At 69.1% G+C, this 15,187-nt stretch carries 15 protein-coding genes; 10 read left to right on the top strand and 5 right to left on the bottom strand.

Annotated elements, in window-relative coordinates; translation table 11 throughout:
• Positions 1-38: 38 nt before the first annotated feature.
• From ASC81_RS23635 to ASC81_RS23615, 5 genes are all read left to right on the top strand, one after another.
• Positions 39-827, top strand: a complete 789-nt coding sequence (locus tag ASC81_RS23635; protein ID WP_056272988.1) for an SDR family oxidoreductase — start codon at positions 39-41, stop codon at positions 825-827.
• Positions 827-3,187 (top strand): penicillin acylase family protein, encoded by a 2,361-nt coding sequence (locus ASC81_RS23630; protein WP_056272987.1) that lies wholly within the window; start codon positions 827-829, stop codon positions 3,185-3,187. The genes ASC81_RS23635 and ASC81_RS23630 overlap by 1 nt, the downstream gene beginning before the upstream one ends.
• An 84-nt stretch (positions 3,188-3,271) precedes the next feature.
• A complete protein-coding gene (locus ASC81_RS23625; protein ID WP_056272984.1) occupies positions 3,272-4,219 on the top strand; it encodes a CsgG/HfaB family protein in 948 nt (315 codons plus the stop codon).
• The gene (locus tag ASC81_RS23620) at positions 4,219-4,944 is read left to right on the top strand and encodes an SDR family oxidoreductase (protein WP_056272981.1); all 726 of its coding nucleotides are present in this window, start codon (positions 4,219-4,221) and stop codon (positions 4,942-4,944) included. Before ASC81_RS23625 ends, ASC81_RS23620 begins: the two co-directional genes overlap by 1 nt.
• Positions 4,945-4,964: 20 nt before the next feature.
• Positions 4,965-5,240, top strand: a complete 276-nt coding sequence (locus ASC81_RS23615) for a hypothetical protein (RefSeq protein ID WP_156392396.1) — start codon at positions 4,965-4,967, stop codon at positions 5,238-5,240.
• Between the two features lie 3 nt (positions 5,241-5,243).
• On the opposite strand, the gene ASC81_RS23610 is transcribed toward ASC81_RS23615, so the two are convergent.
• The 4 genes from ASC81_RS23610 to ASC81_RS23595 form a co-directional block, all read right to left on the bottom strand.
• Complete coding sequence (locus ASC81_RS23610; protein WP_056272974.1) at positions 5,244-5,924, bottom strand: DUF3047 domain-containing protein; 681 nt, start codon at positions 5,922-5,924, stop codon at positions 5,244-5,246.
• Positions 5,924-6,826, bottom strand: coding sequence for a ribosome small subunit-dependent GTPase A (gene rsgA, locus ASC81_RS23605; RefSeq protein ID WP_056272971.1), 903 nt, complete (start codon positions 6,824-6,826; stop codon positions 5,924-5,926). The genes ASC81_RS23610 and rsgA overlap by 1 nt, the downstream gene beginning before the upstream one ends.
• Positions 6,827-6,908: 82 nt before the next feature.
• Positions 6,909-7,244, bottom strand: a complete 336-nt coding sequence (locus ASC81_RS23600) for a 4a-hydroxytetrahydrobiopterin dehydratase (RefSeq protein WP_056272969.1) — start codon at positions 7,242-7,244, stop codon at positions 6,909-6,911.
• Entirely contained in the window at positions 7,241-8,512 is a 1,272-nt protein-coding gene (locus tag ASC81_RS23595) for a M48 family metallopeptidase (protein WP_056272966.1), read from the bottom strand. The genes ASC81_RS23600 and ASC81_RS23595 overlap by 4 nt, the downstream gene beginning before the upstream one ends.
• A 51-nt stretch (positions 8,513-8,563) precedes the next feature.
• Here ASC81_RS23595 and orn point away from each other — a divergent pair, with 51 nt between their 5' ends.
• The 4 genes from orn (at position 8,564) to ASC81_RS23575 (ending at position 13,473) form a co-directional block, all read left to right on the top strand.
• Positions 8,564-9,121 carry an oligoribonuclease gene (orn, locus tag ASC81_RS23590; protein WP_056272963.1) on the top strand — a complete coding sequence of 186 codons (558 nt, stop codon included), beginning with the start codon at positions 8,564-8,566 and terminating at the stop codon, positions 9,119-9,121.
• Positions 9,118-10,884, top strand: a complete 1,767-nt coding sequence (locus tag ASC81_RS23585) for a chorismate-binding protein (RefSeq protein WP_056272962.1) — start codon at positions 9,118-9,120, stop codon at positions 10,882-10,884. The genes orn and ASC81_RS23585 overlap by 4 nt, the downstream gene beginning before the upstream one ends.
• 310 nt (positions 10,885-11,194) lie before the next feature.
• A complete protein-coding gene (locus tag ASC81_RS23580; protein ID WP_056272959.1) occupies positions 11,195-12,808 on the top strand; it encodes a DEAD/DEAH box helicase in 1,614 nt (537 codons plus the stop codon).
• A 74-nt stretch (positions 12,809-12,882) separates the two neighbouring features.
• Entirely contained in the window at positions 12,883-13,473 is a 591-nt protein-coding gene (locus tag ASC81_RS23575) for a cold shock and DUF1294 domain-containing protein (protein ID WP_056272957.1), read from the top strand.
• Here the strand turns inward: ASC81_RS23575 and ASC81_RS23570 are convergent.
• Positions 13,451-14,125: a hypothetical protein gene (locus ASC81_RS23570; protein WP_056272955.1), complete on the bottom strand. Its 675-nt coding sequence runs from the start codon at positions 14,123-14,125 to the stop codon at positions 13,451-13,453. The two genes, ASC81_RS23575 and ASC81_RS23570, sit on opposite strands and share 23 nt — an antisense overlap.
• A gap of 121 nt (positions 14,126-14,246) precedes the next feature.
• On the opposite strand from ASC81_RS23570, the gene ASC81_RS23565 reads away from it, so the two are divergent.
• Positions 14,247-15,176, top strand: coding sequence for a Gfo/Idh/MocA family protein (locus ASC81_RS23565; RefSeq protein WP_056272953.1), 930 nt, complete (start codon positions 14,247-14,249; stop codon positions 15,174-15,176).
• The last annotated feature ends 11 nt before the right edge of the window (positions 15,177-15,187 follow it).

Here is a 15,187-nt window from a genome sequence, read left to right as displayed (position 1 = left end):
GCGATGATGCGCGCTGCTTGTGATGCCGGAGAGCTGACATGGATCTGGGACTGAATGGCCGCTGGGCGCTGGTCTGCGCCGCCAGCAAGGGGTTGGGCCGCGGCTGCGCCGAGGCGCTGGTGGGCGAGGGCGCCCATGTCGTCATCACGGCGCGCGGTGAGGCGGATCTGCTCGCGACGGCCGCGGCGCTGCGGGCGCTGAACCCGGCCGTCGAGGTGCGCGCGGTTGCCGGTGACATTGCCACAGCGGAAGGCCGTGCCGCCGCGCTGGCCGCCTGCCCCCAGGTCGACATCCTCGTCAACAACGCCGGCGGCCCGCCGCCGGGCGACTTCCGCGACTGGGGCCGCGAGCAGTGGATCGCCGCGCTCGACGCCAACATGCTGACGCCCATCGAGCTGATCAAGGCGACCGTCGATGCGATGGCCGCGCGCGGCTTTGGCCGCATCGTCAACATCACCTCCGGCGCCGTGAAGGCGCCCATCGACGTGCTGGGCCTGTCCAACGGCGCGCGCTCGGGGCTGACCGGTTTCGTTGCTGGCCTGGCCCGCCAGCCGCGCCTGGCCGGCGCCAACGTGACGATCAACAACCTGCTGCCGGGCGCCTTTGACACCGACCGCCTGAAGAAGACCATGGCCGCGGGTGCGGCCAAGACCGGGGTCGCGGTCGATGAAGTCGCGGCCAAGCGGCGTGCGGCCATTCCGGCCCAGCGCTTCGGCAGCGCCGCCGAGTTCGGCGCCATCTGCGCCATGCTGTGCAGCGCCCAGGCCGGTTATCTGACCGGGCAGAACATCCTGCTCGACGGCGGCAGCTTCCCCGGCACCTTCTGATGGTCTGGCTGAAGCGCGTCCTTGGCGGCCTGCTGCTGCTCGTGCTGCTGCTCGCCCTGGCGTTGTGGCTGGCCTTGCGCGGCAGCCTGGCTCAGCTCGACGGCGAACGGGCGCTGCCGGCGCTGGCTGCGCCGGCGGAGGCGCAGCGGGACGCCCGCGGCTACCTGACGCTGACGGCCGAGACCCGGCTGGACGTGGCGCGTGGCCTGGGCTTCGTCCATGCGCAGGAGCGCTTCTTTCAAATGGACCTGATGCGGCGCAATGCCGCCGGCGAGCTGTCGGCGCTGGTGGGCGCGAAGGCGCTGCCGCTGGACAAGGCGCGCCGGCTGCACCGCTTCCGCCACCGCGCCGAGGCCGGTGTCGCCGCGCTGCCGGCCGACGAACGCGCGCTGCTGGACGCCTATGTGAGCGGCGTCAACGCCGGCCTGGCGGCACTGTCGAGCCGGCCGCCCGAGTACTTCCTGCTGCGCCAGGTGCCGAAGGCATGGACGGCGGTCGACACCTTGCTCGTCGGCTACGGCATGTACCTCGACTTGCAAGGCGCCCAGGGCCGCGACGACATCGCGATGGGCCTGCTGCATCAGGCTGTGCCGGCCGACTGGTACGCCTTCCTGACCCAGCACAGCGCCGACTGGCAGGCCGCGCTGGACGACAGCCGCATGGCCGCCGTGCCTTTGCCCGCCGGACCCTTGCCCGATACGCTGCGCGCCGCCAAGACGGCCTGCAGCGACTGCAGCCTGCGGGATTCGCGCAGCCTTGGTAGCAACAACTTCGCCGTCGCCGCATCGCGTGGTGCCGAGGGCCGCGCCATCGTCGCCGACGACATGCACCTCGGCTTGCGCTCGCCGGGCACCTGGTTCAAGACCCGCGTGAAATGGAAGGGCAGCGCCGGCAGCCACGACATCGCCGGCGTGACCCTGCCCGGCACGCCGCTGCTGCTGGTCGGCAGCAACGGCCGCGTGGCCTGGGGCTTCACCAACACCACGTCCGACTGGGCCGATGTCGTCACGCTCAAGCTCAACGCCGCCGGCTCCCACTACATGGCGGGCGGTACGGAGCGGCCGCTGCGCCGTGTGGTCGAGCGCATCGAGGTGGCCGGCGAGGCGGCGGTCGACCATGTCGTGCTGGAAAGCGAATGGGGTCCCGTGATGCCGCAGAAGGCGCCAGCGGGCCAGGCCTATGCGCTGCGCTGGGTGGCCCATGACGCTGAAGGCATGAACCTTCGGCTGATGCAGCTTGAGGCCGCCACCAGCGTCGACGACGCCGTGCAGCTGGCAGTGGGCGCGGGCATGCCGGCGCAGAACCTGGTCGTGGGCGATGCCAGCGGCCGCATTGCCTGGACCGTCATCGGCGCCATCCCGAGACGCGTGGGTGGCGATGACCCGGACCGCCCGCAGGACTGGAGCGACGGCCGCTCGCGCTGGCAGGGCTATCTCAACGCTGCCGAGCACCCCCGCCTGGTCGATCCGCCCGACGGCCGGCTGTGGACGGCCAATGCCCGCATGATCGGCGGCGAGGCGATGAAGCTCGTCGGCAATGGCGGCTGGGATGTCGGCGCACGCGGCCAGCAGATCCGAGACGGCCTGCGAGCCCATGAGAAGCTCGACGAGGCCGGCCTGCACGCCATCCAGCTCGACGACCGCGCGCTCTTCCTGCAGCGTTGGCGGCAGCTGTTGCTGGCCCAGGTCTTGACGCCCGACTTCGTCGCCGCGAACGGACTGGCCGACTACCGTGCCGAAGTCGAGCAGAGCGCCGATGCCGCGCGCCCCGATGCGGTCGGCTATCTGCTGGTGCGCTCGTTCCGCCTGAAGACGCTCGGCAGCCTGTTCGCACCGCTGGCCGGCCTGATGGAGGCGCAGGGCGCCAAGCTGAGTGACCTGAAGTTGGTGCCGGAGACGCCCGGCTGGGCACTGGTGCAGACCGCGCGGCCCGACACCTTGCCGGCGGGCTTCAAGAACTGGCCGGAGCTGCTGCAGCGCGCCGTGCTCGACAGCCGCAAGGAGCTGCTCGCCAAGCACGGCAGCCTCGCCGCCGCCACCTGGGGCGCTGAGAACCTCACCCACATGCGCCACCCGCTGAGCGGCGCCGTGCCGCCGCTTGCTCCCTGGCTGGACCAGGCCTCCCAAGGCATGGCCGGTGATGCCCACATGCCCCGCGTGCACGACCGTGGCCACGGCCAGAGCGAACGCATGGTGGTCTCGCCCGGTCATGAGGAGCGCGGCATCCTCGTCATCCCGGGTGGCCAGAGCGGCCATCCCTTGTCGCCCTTCTACCGCAGCGACCACGCCGCCTGGCTGGCGGCTGAGCCGCTGGCCTTTCTGCCCGGCGAGACGGCGCACCGCTTCGTGCTGCGACCCTGATCCAGGCGACCTTGCTCATGGGGAAAGGGGATGCCGACAGCGGCCGGCCTGGGCACAATCCTCGTTTTCTGGAGGAATGACGATATGAACAAGACCCTGTGCGCGCTGATGCTGGCTGGCCTGACGACATCCGTCATGGCCCAAACGGAGGAAGGCGGCTCCGCCGTCGAGAAATGCCCCAAGAAGTTGGGCGTGCTGGCGGTGACCGAACCCCAGCATGGCTGGAACCACCTGTCGCAGTACGGCCTGGGCTCGCCCGCCGCCCTGCTGCGGATGATGGTCCAGCAGTCCGGCTGCTTCGACGTGGTCGAGCGCGGCCAGGCCATGCAGAACATCCAGCAGGAGCGCTCGCTGGCGGCGGCCGGCGAGATGCGTCAGGAGTCCAACATTGGCAAGGGCCAGATGCAGGCGGCCGACTTCGTCATGACGCCCAATGTGCAGATCGGCGCCAACACCAGTGGCGGCCTCGGCGGCTTCCTGGGCGGCAAGCTCGGCGTGCTCGGTGCCATCGCCGGCGGCCTGAAGTTCAAGGACGCTTCCACCAGCCTGCTGCTGGCCGATGTGCGTTCCAGCATCCAGGTGGCCGCGGCCGAGGGCAAGGCCAGCAAGATGGACTTCTCCATCGGCGGCTGGGGCTTCGGCGGCGGTGCCATCGGCGGCATGGGCGGCTACACCAGCACGGCCGAGGGCAAGCTCATCGCGGCCAGCTTCCTGGACAACTTCAACAAGATCGTCCTCACCATCCGTGACCAGGGCAGCCTGATCCGCACCGGCAGCGCTTCCGGCGACGCCAACGCCGGGGCTTCGACGCAAGCCGGCGCGCCGGTCAATGCCGGCCAGATGATGGCAGCCAAGATTTCCAACGTGAAGGCCTATGCCGCGCCGTCGCGCGACAGCAAGGTCGTCGCGACGCTGAACCGCAGCGACGAGCTGGTCGCGACGGGCGAGGTCAAGGACGGCTTCGTCAAGGTCGACGCCGCCAACTTCAGCGGCTGGGTGCAGCGCACGCTGCTCGCGCCCATCGGCCGCTGATGAAGGTCGCCCTCGTCACCGGCGGCGGCTCGGGCATCGGCCGGGCCGTTGCCCGCGCGCTGGCGGCCAAGGGCTGGACGCTGGCGCTGATGGGCAGGCGCGAGGCCGCCCTGCGCGACACCCTGCCCGAGGCGCTGGTGCTGCCCGCCGACGTGGCCGACGAGGCCCAGGTCGACGCGGCATTTGCTCAACTGCGCGAGCGCTTCGGTCGGCTGGACCTGCTCTTCAACAACGCCGGCATGGGCGCGCCGCCGGTGCCCATCGACGAGCTGACGGTGGCCCAGTGGCGCGCGGTTGTCGATACCAACCTGACCGGCAGCTTCCTTTGCGCCCGTGCCGCGTTCGCGTTGATGAAGACGCAGGACCCGCGCGGCGGCCGCATCATCAACAACGGCTCCATCTCGGCCCATGCGCCGCGGCCGTTCTCGGCGCCCTACACGTCCACCAAGCATGCGATCACCGGCCTGACCAAGGCGCTGAGCCTGGATGGCCGGGCCTTCGACATCGCCTGTGGCCAGATCGACATCGGCAATGCCGCCACCGAGATGACCGAGAAGATGCTGCGTGGCGTGCCCCAGGCCAACGGCAGCATCGCCGTCGAGCCGCGCATGGACGTGGAAGACGTCGCCCGCGCCGTCGTCTACATGGCCGGCCTGCCGCTGTCGGCCAATGTGCAGACCATGACGGTCATGGCCACCAACATGCCTTTCGTCGGGCGCGGTTGATCCGGTTCAGAATGTTGGTCATGCGCCTGTTTCGTTCGCTGTTTCGCCTGCTGATGCTCGTCGTCGGGGCCCTCATCGGCCTCGGCCTTTTCGTGATCGCCTTGCTCGGCTTTGTCACCTTCCTGCTGATCAGCCTGCTGACCGGCCGCAAGCCGAACCTGAGCTTTCGCGTCAACAAGAACCCGTGGGCCGGCCACAAGCCGCCGGCTGGCGATGTCGTGGACATCGAGGCGCGCGAGGTGACGGACGCTGTGCCGCTGTCGCTGCGGCCGCCCGAGCGGCGCTCGCCGCAGTAAACCTCACCTCAGTTCGACGGGGCCGTACCAGGTGCGGGCCGACGCGCGGCTGTTGTCGCTGTCCGTCATGACGGCCATCGACAGCAGCGGGCCGGCTGTCTCGCCGAAAGCCAGGCGGAAATCGGCGGCCAGGTCGCGACGGTGCTCACGCCAGCGGCGCAGCTCCGTCGGGCCCGAGTCGACGACGATCTTGCGGATGCGGTCACTGCGCGGGTTGACGACGACGGTGCCGACCGGCAGCTTGCTGTCCCAGACATACATCAGCGTCGCATAGGGCGGCACCTCGCCGGTCAGCGCCTGGGCCAGCTCGAACTTTATGCGCGTGCGCAGGGGAAGGGCGTCGATATCGCCGCCGAAGCCGAAGATGACGCGCGCAACCGAGTCCTCGCGCGCCATGTCCGACACATTGGCGTCGGGGATCAGCCCCTGCACCCACCACGAAAAGCTGACCTCGCCAACCTTGAGCAGCGCCGGGTCAAGCCGCTTGCGCCAGATGCTGGCCGAGCGCTCGGACGAAGCCTCCAGCGCCGGGCGGCCGTCCTTCTCGGTCCAGCTGTAGCGGGTCACCGCCTTGCCCGGCAGCGTCAGCGGCTGCCAGCCTCGGGAGGCGGGCGGGGGCGTGTTCGGGGTAGCGCAGCCGGCCAGCAGGGCCAGCGCGCCGACGGTCAGCAGCAGTCGGCGCATCACCAGCTTTTGCGTTGCAGCTCTTCGAGGATTTCGCCGTAGATGCGGTAGCGGCCGGCGCTGATCTGCCCGGCCGCGACGGCCGCGCGCACACCGCAGTCGGGCTCATGGATGTGGCTGCAGTTGGCGAAGCGGCAGTTCGCATGCTCGCGCAGGTCGGGCATGTAACGCCACAAGTCAGCGGCATCGATCTGGCGCAGGCCGAATTCCTGGAAGCCCGGTGAATCGATCAGCGCCGTCGTGCGCGTGTTGTCCGTCCAGTACCACTGCGTTGTCGTCGTCGTATGGCGGCCGGAGTTGAGCGCCTGCGAGATCTCGCCGACCTGCGCCTGCGCGTCTTTCACCAGCAGGTTGATCAGCGTGCTCTTGCCCGTGCCGCTGGGGCCCAGCACGAAGGTGCGCTGGCCGGCCAGCCAGGGGTCCAGCGTCGCGCGCGAGCCCTCGCGGTCGGCCTTCAGCGCGACCTCGAACATCTTCAAGCCCATGGCGTGATAGGGCTTGAGGCGCTCGCGGGCGGCGTCGGTGCCGGGCAGGTCGGTCTTGTTCAGCGCAATGGCCATGCGGATGCCGGCGGACTCGGCGGCGATCAGCGAGCGCGTGAGCTGAGATTCGCTGAACACCGGCTCCACGGCGACCAGCACCAGCAACTGGTCGAGATTGGCCGCGAAGCTCTTGGTCTTCCATTCGTCCTGGCGGAACAGCAGGTTGCGCCGCGGCTCGACCGCCTCGATGACGCCTTCGTCACCGGAATCGGCAAAGCGCACCTGGTCGCCCACCACGGCGTCGCTCTTCTTGCCACGGGGGTGGCAGACGAAGCGCTTGCCGTCGGTGTCTTCGACGATGTAGTGCCGGCCGTGGCCGCGCACGACCAGTCCCAGGTCCAGCGCCTGGAACTTGTTCATTGGAGCCCCTCGTTCGATGAGTACATCGACCGATCCCCCGAGGGGATGCGTGCCGGCTTGGGAGCGGCCCTGCGCTCGGCACTCATGCAGCGGTCGCTTCGGGCAGGGCGCTCACCTGTGCCGCGCAGATCGCGTCGTTCAACGTCAGCCCGCCGCGCGAGTGCGTGGTGTAGCTGACGGTGCAGGCGTCATAGCTGACGAGCATCTCGGGGTGATGGTCCTGCGCATGCGCGATTTCAGCGACCGCGTCGACAAAGGCCATCACTTGGTAGAAGTTGGCGAAGCCGAAGCGCCGACCGATCAGCTTGGCCTCGGGGTCGGGCAGCCAGCCGGGCAGGGCGGCGAGCACGCGGGTGCGCGTGTCGGCGTCCAGCAGCGCGGCCTTGGGGTCACATTGGGCGAGCAGCAGATCGTTCATGAGGCGAGGGCTGCAAGACGTTCAGCAGCGGGTGGGTGTGAGTAATAGAAGCGGGCGTAGACCGGGTCCGGCGTCAGCGTGCCGGCGTTGTCCTCGTGCAGTTTGAGCAGCGCAGATGACAGGTCGGCACCGCTGGCCTGGGCGCGGGCATAGGCGTCGGCCTGGAACTCGTCGCGACGCGAGAAGTGGCTGGCCAGCGGCGTGACGAAGAAGCCAAACACCGGGCCGGCGAGGAGGAAGAGGATGAGGGCCAGCGCATCGTTGGGCGCGCCGAGCGAGGGGCGCACGCCCAGGCCGGCGAAAAAGGCTGGTTGCTGTGCCAACCAGCCCAACAGCGCAAAGCCAGCCAGGCTCATCGCGAACATCAGCGCGATGCGCTTGGTGATGTGCTTGTGCTTGAAGTGACCCAGCTCATGGGCGAGTACCGCCTCCACCTCGCCGCCGTTCAGCTTGGTCAGCAGCGTGTCGAAGAAAACGACGCGCTTGGCCGGGCCGAAGCCGCTGAAGTAGGCATTGCCATGCGCCGAGCGCCGGCTGCCATCCATGACGAACAGGCCCTTGGCCGCGAAGCCGCAACGGGCCATCAGGCGCTCGACACGCTCCTTGAGCGCCGCGTCCGTCAGTGGTTCGAACTTGTTGAACAGCGGCGCGATGACGGTCGGGTAGAGCACCATCACGAGCAGCTGGAAACCCACCCACGCGCCCCAGGCCCACAGCCACCAGCGCGGCCCGGCGGCGCCCATCAGCCACAGGATCAGCGCGACGATGGGCAGGCCGAGCAGTGCGCCGACAGCCAAGCCCTTCAGCATGTCGGCGAAGTACAGACGCAGCGTAGTCCGGTTGAAACCGAAGGCCTGCTCAATCTTGAAGGTGGACCACATCTCCCAGGGCAGATCCAGCAGCGAGCCGATCAGCACGAAAGCACCGACCAGGCCGAGCTGGTAGCCCATGGCCCGCCAAGCCTCGGGCAGCGCGCCGCTCCATTCGAGCACCCAGCCGTTGAGCGCATCCAGGCCGCCGAGCAGCGTCCAGCCCAGCAGCACCGCGGCATTGAAGGCCAGGGCCAACAGGCCGAAGCGGCTGCGGGCGATCGTGTAGTCGGCGGCTTTCTGATGCGCCGCGAGCGTGACGCTGCCGGCAAAGGCGGCGGGAACCTCGTTGCGGTGAGCCGCCACATGGCGGATCTGTCGCGTGGACAGCCAGAACTTGACCAGAAGGGAGGCGGCGAGCGCAAGTGCGAACGCGAGGGACAGCAGCGTGGCAGACATGGTGCGAAGTTTAGGCTGCGAGAATTCGCAGCTCTTCAGAGCGAGCCCACCATGTCCGACACCCTTGCCTCCAGCGACAACAACCTGATCTGGATCGACCTTGAGATGACGGGGCTCTATCCCGACACCGACCGAATCATCGAGATTGCCGTCGTCGTCACGGATCCCAACCTCGCGACGCGCATCGAAGGCCCCGTCTTCGCCATCCACCAAACCGACGCGACGTTGGACGCGATGGACGCCTGGAACAAGGGCACGCATGGACGCAGCGGCCTCATCGACCGCGTGAAGGCCTCGACGATCAGCGAGGCCGATGCCGTCGCCCAGACCATCACCTTTTTGAAGCAGTACGTGCCCAAGGGCAAGAGCCCGATGTGCGGCAACAGCATCTGCCAGGACCGCCGCTTCCTCGCCAACTACATGCCGGAGCTGGAGAGCTTCTTCCACTACCGCAACCTGGACGTGTCGACGCTGAAGGAATTGGCCAAGCGTTGGAAGCCGTCCTCGCTGGAGGGTTTCAAGAAGGCCCAGGCGCACACGGCGCTGGCGGACATCCACGAATCCATCGACGAGCTCATCCACTACCGGACGCATCTGCTGGCGCTTTGATCCAAGCTGCGTTTGACTTCCCTCGGCATCCGCTCGCCCGCGAAGACGGCGAGCGGCTGCTCGGTGTCTGGCGCGAGGCACCCGCGCGCTGGCTGAGGGCGGCGCGACACGAGGAGGTGAGGGCGGTCATCGCCGAGGCGGAGGGCGCGGCCCGTGCGGGCGCCTGGGTGCTGGGCGGCTTGCGCTATGAGGCGGCCGCGGCGTTCGACAAGGCGCTCAGCACGCATGAGGCTGCCGCGCCGCTGGCCGAGTTCGCCGTCTACGAGAAGCCGCCAGAGCCTTGGCCGGACGACGCTGCCGCCCATACCGGCTTGCTGGGCTGGCGGGACGCCGAACCCGATGCGAACGCCGCCATCGAGCGCATCCGCGAGTACATCCGCGATGGCGACTGCTACCAGGTCAACCTGACGACGCGGCTGCGCGCGGCGGCGGGCGATCTGGACCCGGCCCAGCTTTTCCTGGCACTGCATGCCAGCCAGCCCGGCGGGTTCAGTCTTTTCCTGCGCGAAGCGGGCGCTGCCAGCGTGTCACCGGAACTCTTTTTCGACTGGCGCCCCGTGCCTGGGGCGAAGGCGAGCTGGCTGCTTGCTGCCCAGCCGATGAAGGGCACCGCCCCGCGCGGCCGCGACCGCGTCGACGACGAGGCGGCCCAGGCCCATCTGCGCACCAGCGAGAAGGAGCGGGCGGAAAACCTGATGATCGTGGACCTGCTGCGCAACGACCTCAGCCGCGTCGCCCAACTCGGCACCGTGCGCGTGCCGCGCCTGTTCGAGCTGCATGCGCTGCCGACCGTCTGGCAGATGACATCCACCGTCACGGCGGTCAGCCGTCCCGGGCTGGCGCTGGCGGACGCCTTCGCGGCGCTGTTCCCCTGCGGCTCGGTGACCGGCGCACCCAAGGTCCGCGCGATGCAGGTCATCCGCGAGCTGGAGCCGACGGCACGTGGCTGGTATTGCGGCGCGCTCGGCCTTATCCAGCCGGGCGGTGTGGCGACTTTCAATGTGCCCATCCGCACTGTCGAGTTCGGATGCGAGGCGCTGACCTGCGGCATCGGCAGCGCCATCACGCTGGACAGCGAACCGGCCGCCGAGATTGCGGAATGGCGGGCCAAGTCGCGCTTCCTGGCCCGTGCCGAAGCGCCGGTCGAGGCGCTGGAGACCTTGCGTCTGAACCACGGCGTGGCATTGCGCGGCGAGGCCCATCTGGCCCGCATGCAGCGCACGGCGCGGCACTTCGGCCTGCGCTTCTCGCTGGCCGAGGCACGCGCTCATCTGAAGGCGGTCGCCGAAGCGAACACGCAAGGCAGCTGGCGGCTGCGCCTGACCTGCGACGCGGAAGGGCGCATCGCCCACACGCTGGCCGCCTTTGCGGCCACGGCCGAACCCGTGCGGCTGGCCCTCGCCGACCGGCCCATCGCGACGCGCGGCCCGGCCGCTGAATTCCTCGTCCACAAGACGACGCGCCGCGAGATCTATGCCGGTTTCGCCAAACCGGCCGAGGCGTTCGACCTCATCCTGTGGAACGAGGCCGGCGAGCTGACCGAATGCAGCTTTGGCAACCTCGCTGTCCAGCTTGGTGGCCAATGGCTCACGCCGCCGCTGGCCGCCGGCCTGCTGCCCGGCGTGCTGCGCGCCGAACTGCTGGCGCAAGGCCGTATCACGGAGGCCCGGCTGACCTGCGATGACCTCGCCCGGGCCGAAGGGTTGGCATTTTTCAACAGCCTGCGCGGCTGGCTGACGGCGGAACTCGTTCGCAATGCTTGAGTAAAAACCCTGAGCCGTGCTATAGTCGCGGCTTCGCTCGGTTCCAACCGAGCTTCGTACGTCTCCTCTGACCTCGTTCGGCCCACAGTTCTTGTGGCTTCTCGAACACCCCTCGTGGATCGGTCGGCGGCGATGAAGCCGTCGCTTTGACTGTTCCCCCGTGCCGCACCCGGCCTTGTCCCAGGCAAGCCGAGCCGCCCGACACGAGCTTTCTCCCAGCGACTATGACTGCCAGACGGCTGTATGCCGTCCGGTGCCTGCGCGCCCGCTCAAGCAGCGGCGTGGACGGGCTTTTGACTGAAAGATTGACATGAGTTTCGAGAACCTTGGCCTGAGCGACGTCGTGATGAAGGCCGTGAAAGATTCCGGCTACGAGACCGCCACCGACGTGCAGTCCCTTGCCATCCCCGCGGGCATCGCCAACAAAGACCTGATGGTCTCGGCGCGCACCGGCTCCGGCAAGACCGCTGCCTTCATCCTGCCGGCGCTGGAGAAGATCCTGGCCGCGCGTGGTGCCGACAACACGCGCCGCGAAAAGGGCAAGATCTACGGTCCCAAGATCCTGGTGCTGGCGCCCACCCGTGAGCTGGCCATGCAGGTCGCCAAGGCCGCGCAGACCTACGGCCGCTTCATCCCCGGCCTGAAGGTCGCGACGGTGCTGGGCGGCATGCCCTACCCGCTGCAGATCCGCCAACTGATGGGCCCGCTGGACATCTTGATTGCCACGCCCGGCCGCCTGATCGACCACATCCAGTCGGGCAAGTGCGTGCTGTCCAACGTCGAGATGCTGGTGCTGGACGAGGCCGACCGCATGCTGGACATGGGCTTCATCGACGACATCACGATGATCGCCAGCCACACCCCGGCCGAGCGCCAGACGGTGATGTTCAGCGCCACCTTTGCCGGCCATGTCGGCCGTCTCGCTCAGGACCTGCTGAAGGACCCGCAGCGCATCGAAGTCGCGTCGCACACCGACACCCACGAGAACATCACGCAGCGCCTGCACTGGGCCGACAACCCCAACCACAAGGACCAGCTGCTGGAAGCCATCCTGGCCAATCCGGAGATGGACCAGGCCGTCGTCTTCACCAGCACCCAGCGCGATGCCGACTGGCTGGCCGATCGCCTGGCCGAGATCGGCCACTCGGTTGCCCCGCTGCACGGTGCGATGCCGCAAGGCAAGCGCAACCGCGTGCTGCAGGCCCTGCGCAGCAAGCAGGTGCGCGTGCTGGTGGCTACCGACGTTGCCGCCCGCGGCATCGACGTGCCGACCATCAGCCACGTCATCAACTACGGCCTGCCGATGAAGGCCGAGGACTACGTGCACCGCATCGGCCGCACCGGCCGCGCCGGTCGTGCCGGCCTGGCCATCACGCTGGGCATGCGCGAGGACGTGTCGATGATCCGCCGCATCCAGCAGTTCACGACGCAGCAGATCCCGGTCGAGCAGATCGCGGGCCTTGAGCCCAAGACGCAAGAACCGCGCATCTTCCCGCCGCGTCCGGCCGGCTCCTTTGACGACCGCGCCCCGCGTGGCAACTTCGGCGGCCGCCCCAGCTTCGGCAACAAGCCTTTCCGTCGCGACGACCGCCCCCAGCATGGCGGCGGCAAGCCCTTCGGCCAGCCTGACCGTGGCTTTGCGCCCCGTGGCGATGATTCGCGTGGCTTTGCGCCGCGTGAGGACCGCGGTTTCCAGCCGCGCCCGGAAGGCTTCCAGCCCCGTGGTGAAGACCGTGGCTTCGCGCCGCGTGACGACCGTGGCTTCCAGCCCCGCGACGACCGTGGTTTCGCGCCGCGCGGTGACCGCCCCTTCACGCCCGGCGCCAAGCCCGGCTTTGGTGGCAAGCCCAGCTTCGGCGCCAAGCCGGCCTTCGGTGACCGCCGCCCGCCGAGCGGCCCCCGCAAGGGTGGCTTCGGCCGCTGAGCCTTGGGCCTGTGACCCAGGCTGAGGGATGATGAAAGGCCTGCGCAAGCAGGCCTTTTTCTTGGCAGAAAGACATGCGACAAAACGGCAGGCTGACCCAGTGGGACGACGCCAAGGGCTATGGCTTCGTCACGCCCGACGGCGGCGGCGCCCGGCTCTTCGTGCACATCAAGGCGTTCGGGCTGAGGGCACAGCGCCCCTTCGTCGGTGAGCGGCTCAGCTATCTGCCCGGGCTGGATGCCCAGCGCAAGCCACGCGCGCTGGATGTTCAAAGCCTGGAACCGCGCCGCACCCCACCGGCCCAGGCGCCGCGCGACGACGGCCGCGTGCTGCTACTGATCCCGGCGTTCGCCGGCTTCGTGCTGGTCTGCCGCCTGCTCTGGGGCCTGCCCAACTGGTTCTGGGGCGCCTACTCGGCCATGAGCACGGCCACCTTCATCGTCTACTGGCTGGACAAGCGTGCCGCGGCGCGCGGCAGGTGGCGCGTGGCCGAGAACACGCTGCATGGGCTGTCGCTGGCCTGCGGCTGGCCGGGCGCGCTGCTCGCCCAGCACCTGCTCCGCCACAAGAGCGCCAAGCGCGAGTTCCGCCGCATCTACTGGCTGACGGTCGCCGTCAACATCGCTGCTTTCGTCGCCGTCTTCACGCCGCTGTTGAAAAGCTGAACTCGCCCAGGCCGTCAACGCTCAGCGTGCCGCGCACCGCGCCAGTCCAGGAATGCAGCCCGCCCCAGGCGCCCGTCGTCACGACCGTGCCGGCTGGCGGCGTCCAGCCGTTGCGCGTGACATGGCGCAGCCAGCTTGGCAGCACGCCGGCCGGGTCGGCCAGTGAATGCCCGCCGCGTCGCACGATGTCCGGCTGACCGGGGATCGCCAGGCGCCACTCCAACAGGCCCCAGTCCAGCGCACGATACGGCTGCCACGGGCCCAGCAGCAGCCCGGCGTTCGATTGGTGATCGGCCATGCGCAGCAGGGCAGGTGCGTCCAGTCCTTCCGCCCATCTCGAAGCGACCAGCTCGATGGCGACGCACATGGACTGCGGCGAGCCATCCGCGCCGACGCGCAGCGCCACCTCGGCCTCGACACCCAGCAGCGCGGTGCCGGCGACCGGGTTCACCGGCGAGTGGCTGAAAGGCCCTTGCGCGCTGGCGCCACCGGACTTCCATCGGTCCAGCCGCCAGCCGAGCGCGGCCGCCACCCCCATCTGCACGGCATAGGCATCGGCTTCGTCGTGCACCGTGCCGACCCAGTCGGCCGCCAGCAGCGCCGTGCCGTTGCGGTGGGCGGTAACAAGGGCCTGGATCAGGGCTTCGGTCATGAGCGTGAGTGGGTGGCCGGAGGACCGGACCTTAAGATGAAAGTACGTCGGGCCATGTGCCCGCGAGCAACGTCAACACTGCGGCGCAGCGCGCGGCGCGACAGCATTTTCTGGGAACAGCATGGCACTGAAGTTGGGCTTGGTAGGTATTGGCAAGATCGCCCGCGATCAACACATTCCGGCGCTCGCCGCCGACCCGCGCTTCGAGCTGATGGCCACCGCCAGCCGCAACGCCAGCGTCGACGGCGTGGCCAGCTACACCAGCGTCGAGGCCATGCTGGCCGCCGTGCCGGAGCTGGACGCCATCTCCATCTGCACGCCACCGCAGGCGCACTTTCAGGCGGCGCTGGCCGCGCTGCGTGCCGGCAAGCACGTGATGCTGGAGAAGCCGCCTGCAGCGACGACGCGCGAGATCACGCTGCTGCAGGCCGAGGCGGCCCGCCATGGCCGCACGCTGTTCCAGACCTGGCATTCGCGTTTCGCCGCGGGCGTGGACGCGGCGCGCGACTGGGTCCGTGACCGCACGCTGACCGGCGGCCGCATCATCTGGAAGGAAGACGTGCACCACTGGCACCCGGGCCAGCAGTGGATCTTCGACGCGGGCGGCCTGGGCGTGTTCGACCCGGGCATCAACGCGCTGTCGGTGCTGACCGAGGTGCTGGCCGAGGAAGTCGTCGTCCACAAGGCGGTGCTGGAGTGCCCGGCGAACCAGCAGGCGCCCATCGCCGCCCTGCTGGACCTGCGCACCGAGGCTGGCGTCACGGTGAACGCGGAGTTCGACTTCCGCCAGAAGGGCGAGCAGACCTGGGACATCGAGCTGGTCGCCACGAACGGCCGCCTGCGTCTGTCGCACGGCGGCGGCGCGCTGGAGATCGACGGCCAGCCCATCGGCGCCGACGAGGCGCTGGCGGGCGAGTACCCGCGGCTGTATGCCCGCTTCGCCGAGATGGTCGCGGCGGGCCGGTCCGAGGTCGACTGGCGGCCGTTCCAGCTGGTGGCCGATGCCTTCCTGATCGGCGAGCGCCGGACGGTGGCGGCGCACCAGGTCTAGGCGCGGCGCCG

This window comes from Pelomonas sp. Root405, assembly GCF_001425165.1.
GTDB lineage: Bacteria > Pseudomonadota > Gammaproteobacteria > Burkholderiales > Burkholderiaceae_C > Pelomonas.
The sequence above is the reverse complement of the archived record's forward strand: the minus strand, read 5'-3'. Positions and strand labels throughout refer to the sequence as shown.

Coding starts and splice junctions, on each gene's coding strand:
- ASC81_RS23610 (WP_056272974.1), bottom strand. CDS start 5,924: ATGCGCCGACTGCTGCTGACCGTCGGCGCGCTGGCCCTGCTGGCCGGC.
- ASC81_RS23625 (WP_056272984.1), top strand. CDS start 3,272: ATGAACAAGACCCTGTGCGCGCTGATGCTGGCTGGCCTGACGACATCC.
- rsgA (WP_056272971.1), bottom strand. CDS start 6,826: ATGAACAAGTTCCAGGCGCTGGACCTGGGACTGGTCGTGCGCGGCCAC.
- ASC81_RS23615 (WP_156392396.1), top strand. CDS start 4,965: ATGCGCCTGTTTCGTTCGCTGTTTCGCCTGCTGATGCTCGTCGTCGGG.
- ASC81_RS23620 (WP_056272981.1), top strand. CDS start 4,219: ATGAAGGTCGCCCTCGTCACCGGCGGCGGCTCGGGCATCGGCCGGGCC.
- ASC81_RS23595 (WP_056272966.1), bottom strand. CDS start 8,512: ATGTCTGCCACGCTGCTGTCCCTCGCGTTCGCACTTGCGCTCGCCGCC.
- ASC81_RS23580 (WP_056272959.1), top strand. CDS start 11,195: ATGAGTTTCGAGAACCTTGGCCTGAGCGACGTCGTGATGAAGGCCGTG.
- ASC81_RS23635 (WP_056272988.1), top strand. CDS start 39: ATGGATCTGGGACTGAATGGCCGCTGGGCGCTGGTCTGCGCCGCCAGC.
- ASC81_RS23565 (WP_056272953.1), top strand. CDS start 14,247: ATGGCACTGAAGTTGGGCTTGGTAGGTATTGGCAAGATCGCCCGCGAT.
- ASC81_RS23630 (WP_056272987.1), top strand. CDS start 827: ATGGTCTGGCTGAAGCGCGTCCTTGGCGGCCTGCTGCTGCTCGTGCTG.
- ASC81_RS23600 (WP_056272969.1), bottom strand. CDS start 7,244: ATGAACGATCTGCTGCTCGCCCAATGTGACCCCAAGGCCGCGCTGCTG.
- orn (WP_056272963.1), top strand. CDS start 8,564: ATGTCCGACACCCTTGCCTCCAGCGACAACAACCTGATCTGGATCGAC.
- ASC81_RS23575 (WP_056272957.1), top strand. CDS start 12,883: ATGCGACAAAACGGCAGGCTGACCCAGTGGGACGACGCCAAGGGCTAT.
- ASC81_RS23570 (WP_056272955.1), bottom strand. CDS start 14,125: ATGACCGAAGCCCTGATCCAGGCCCTTGTTACCGCCCACCGCAACGGC.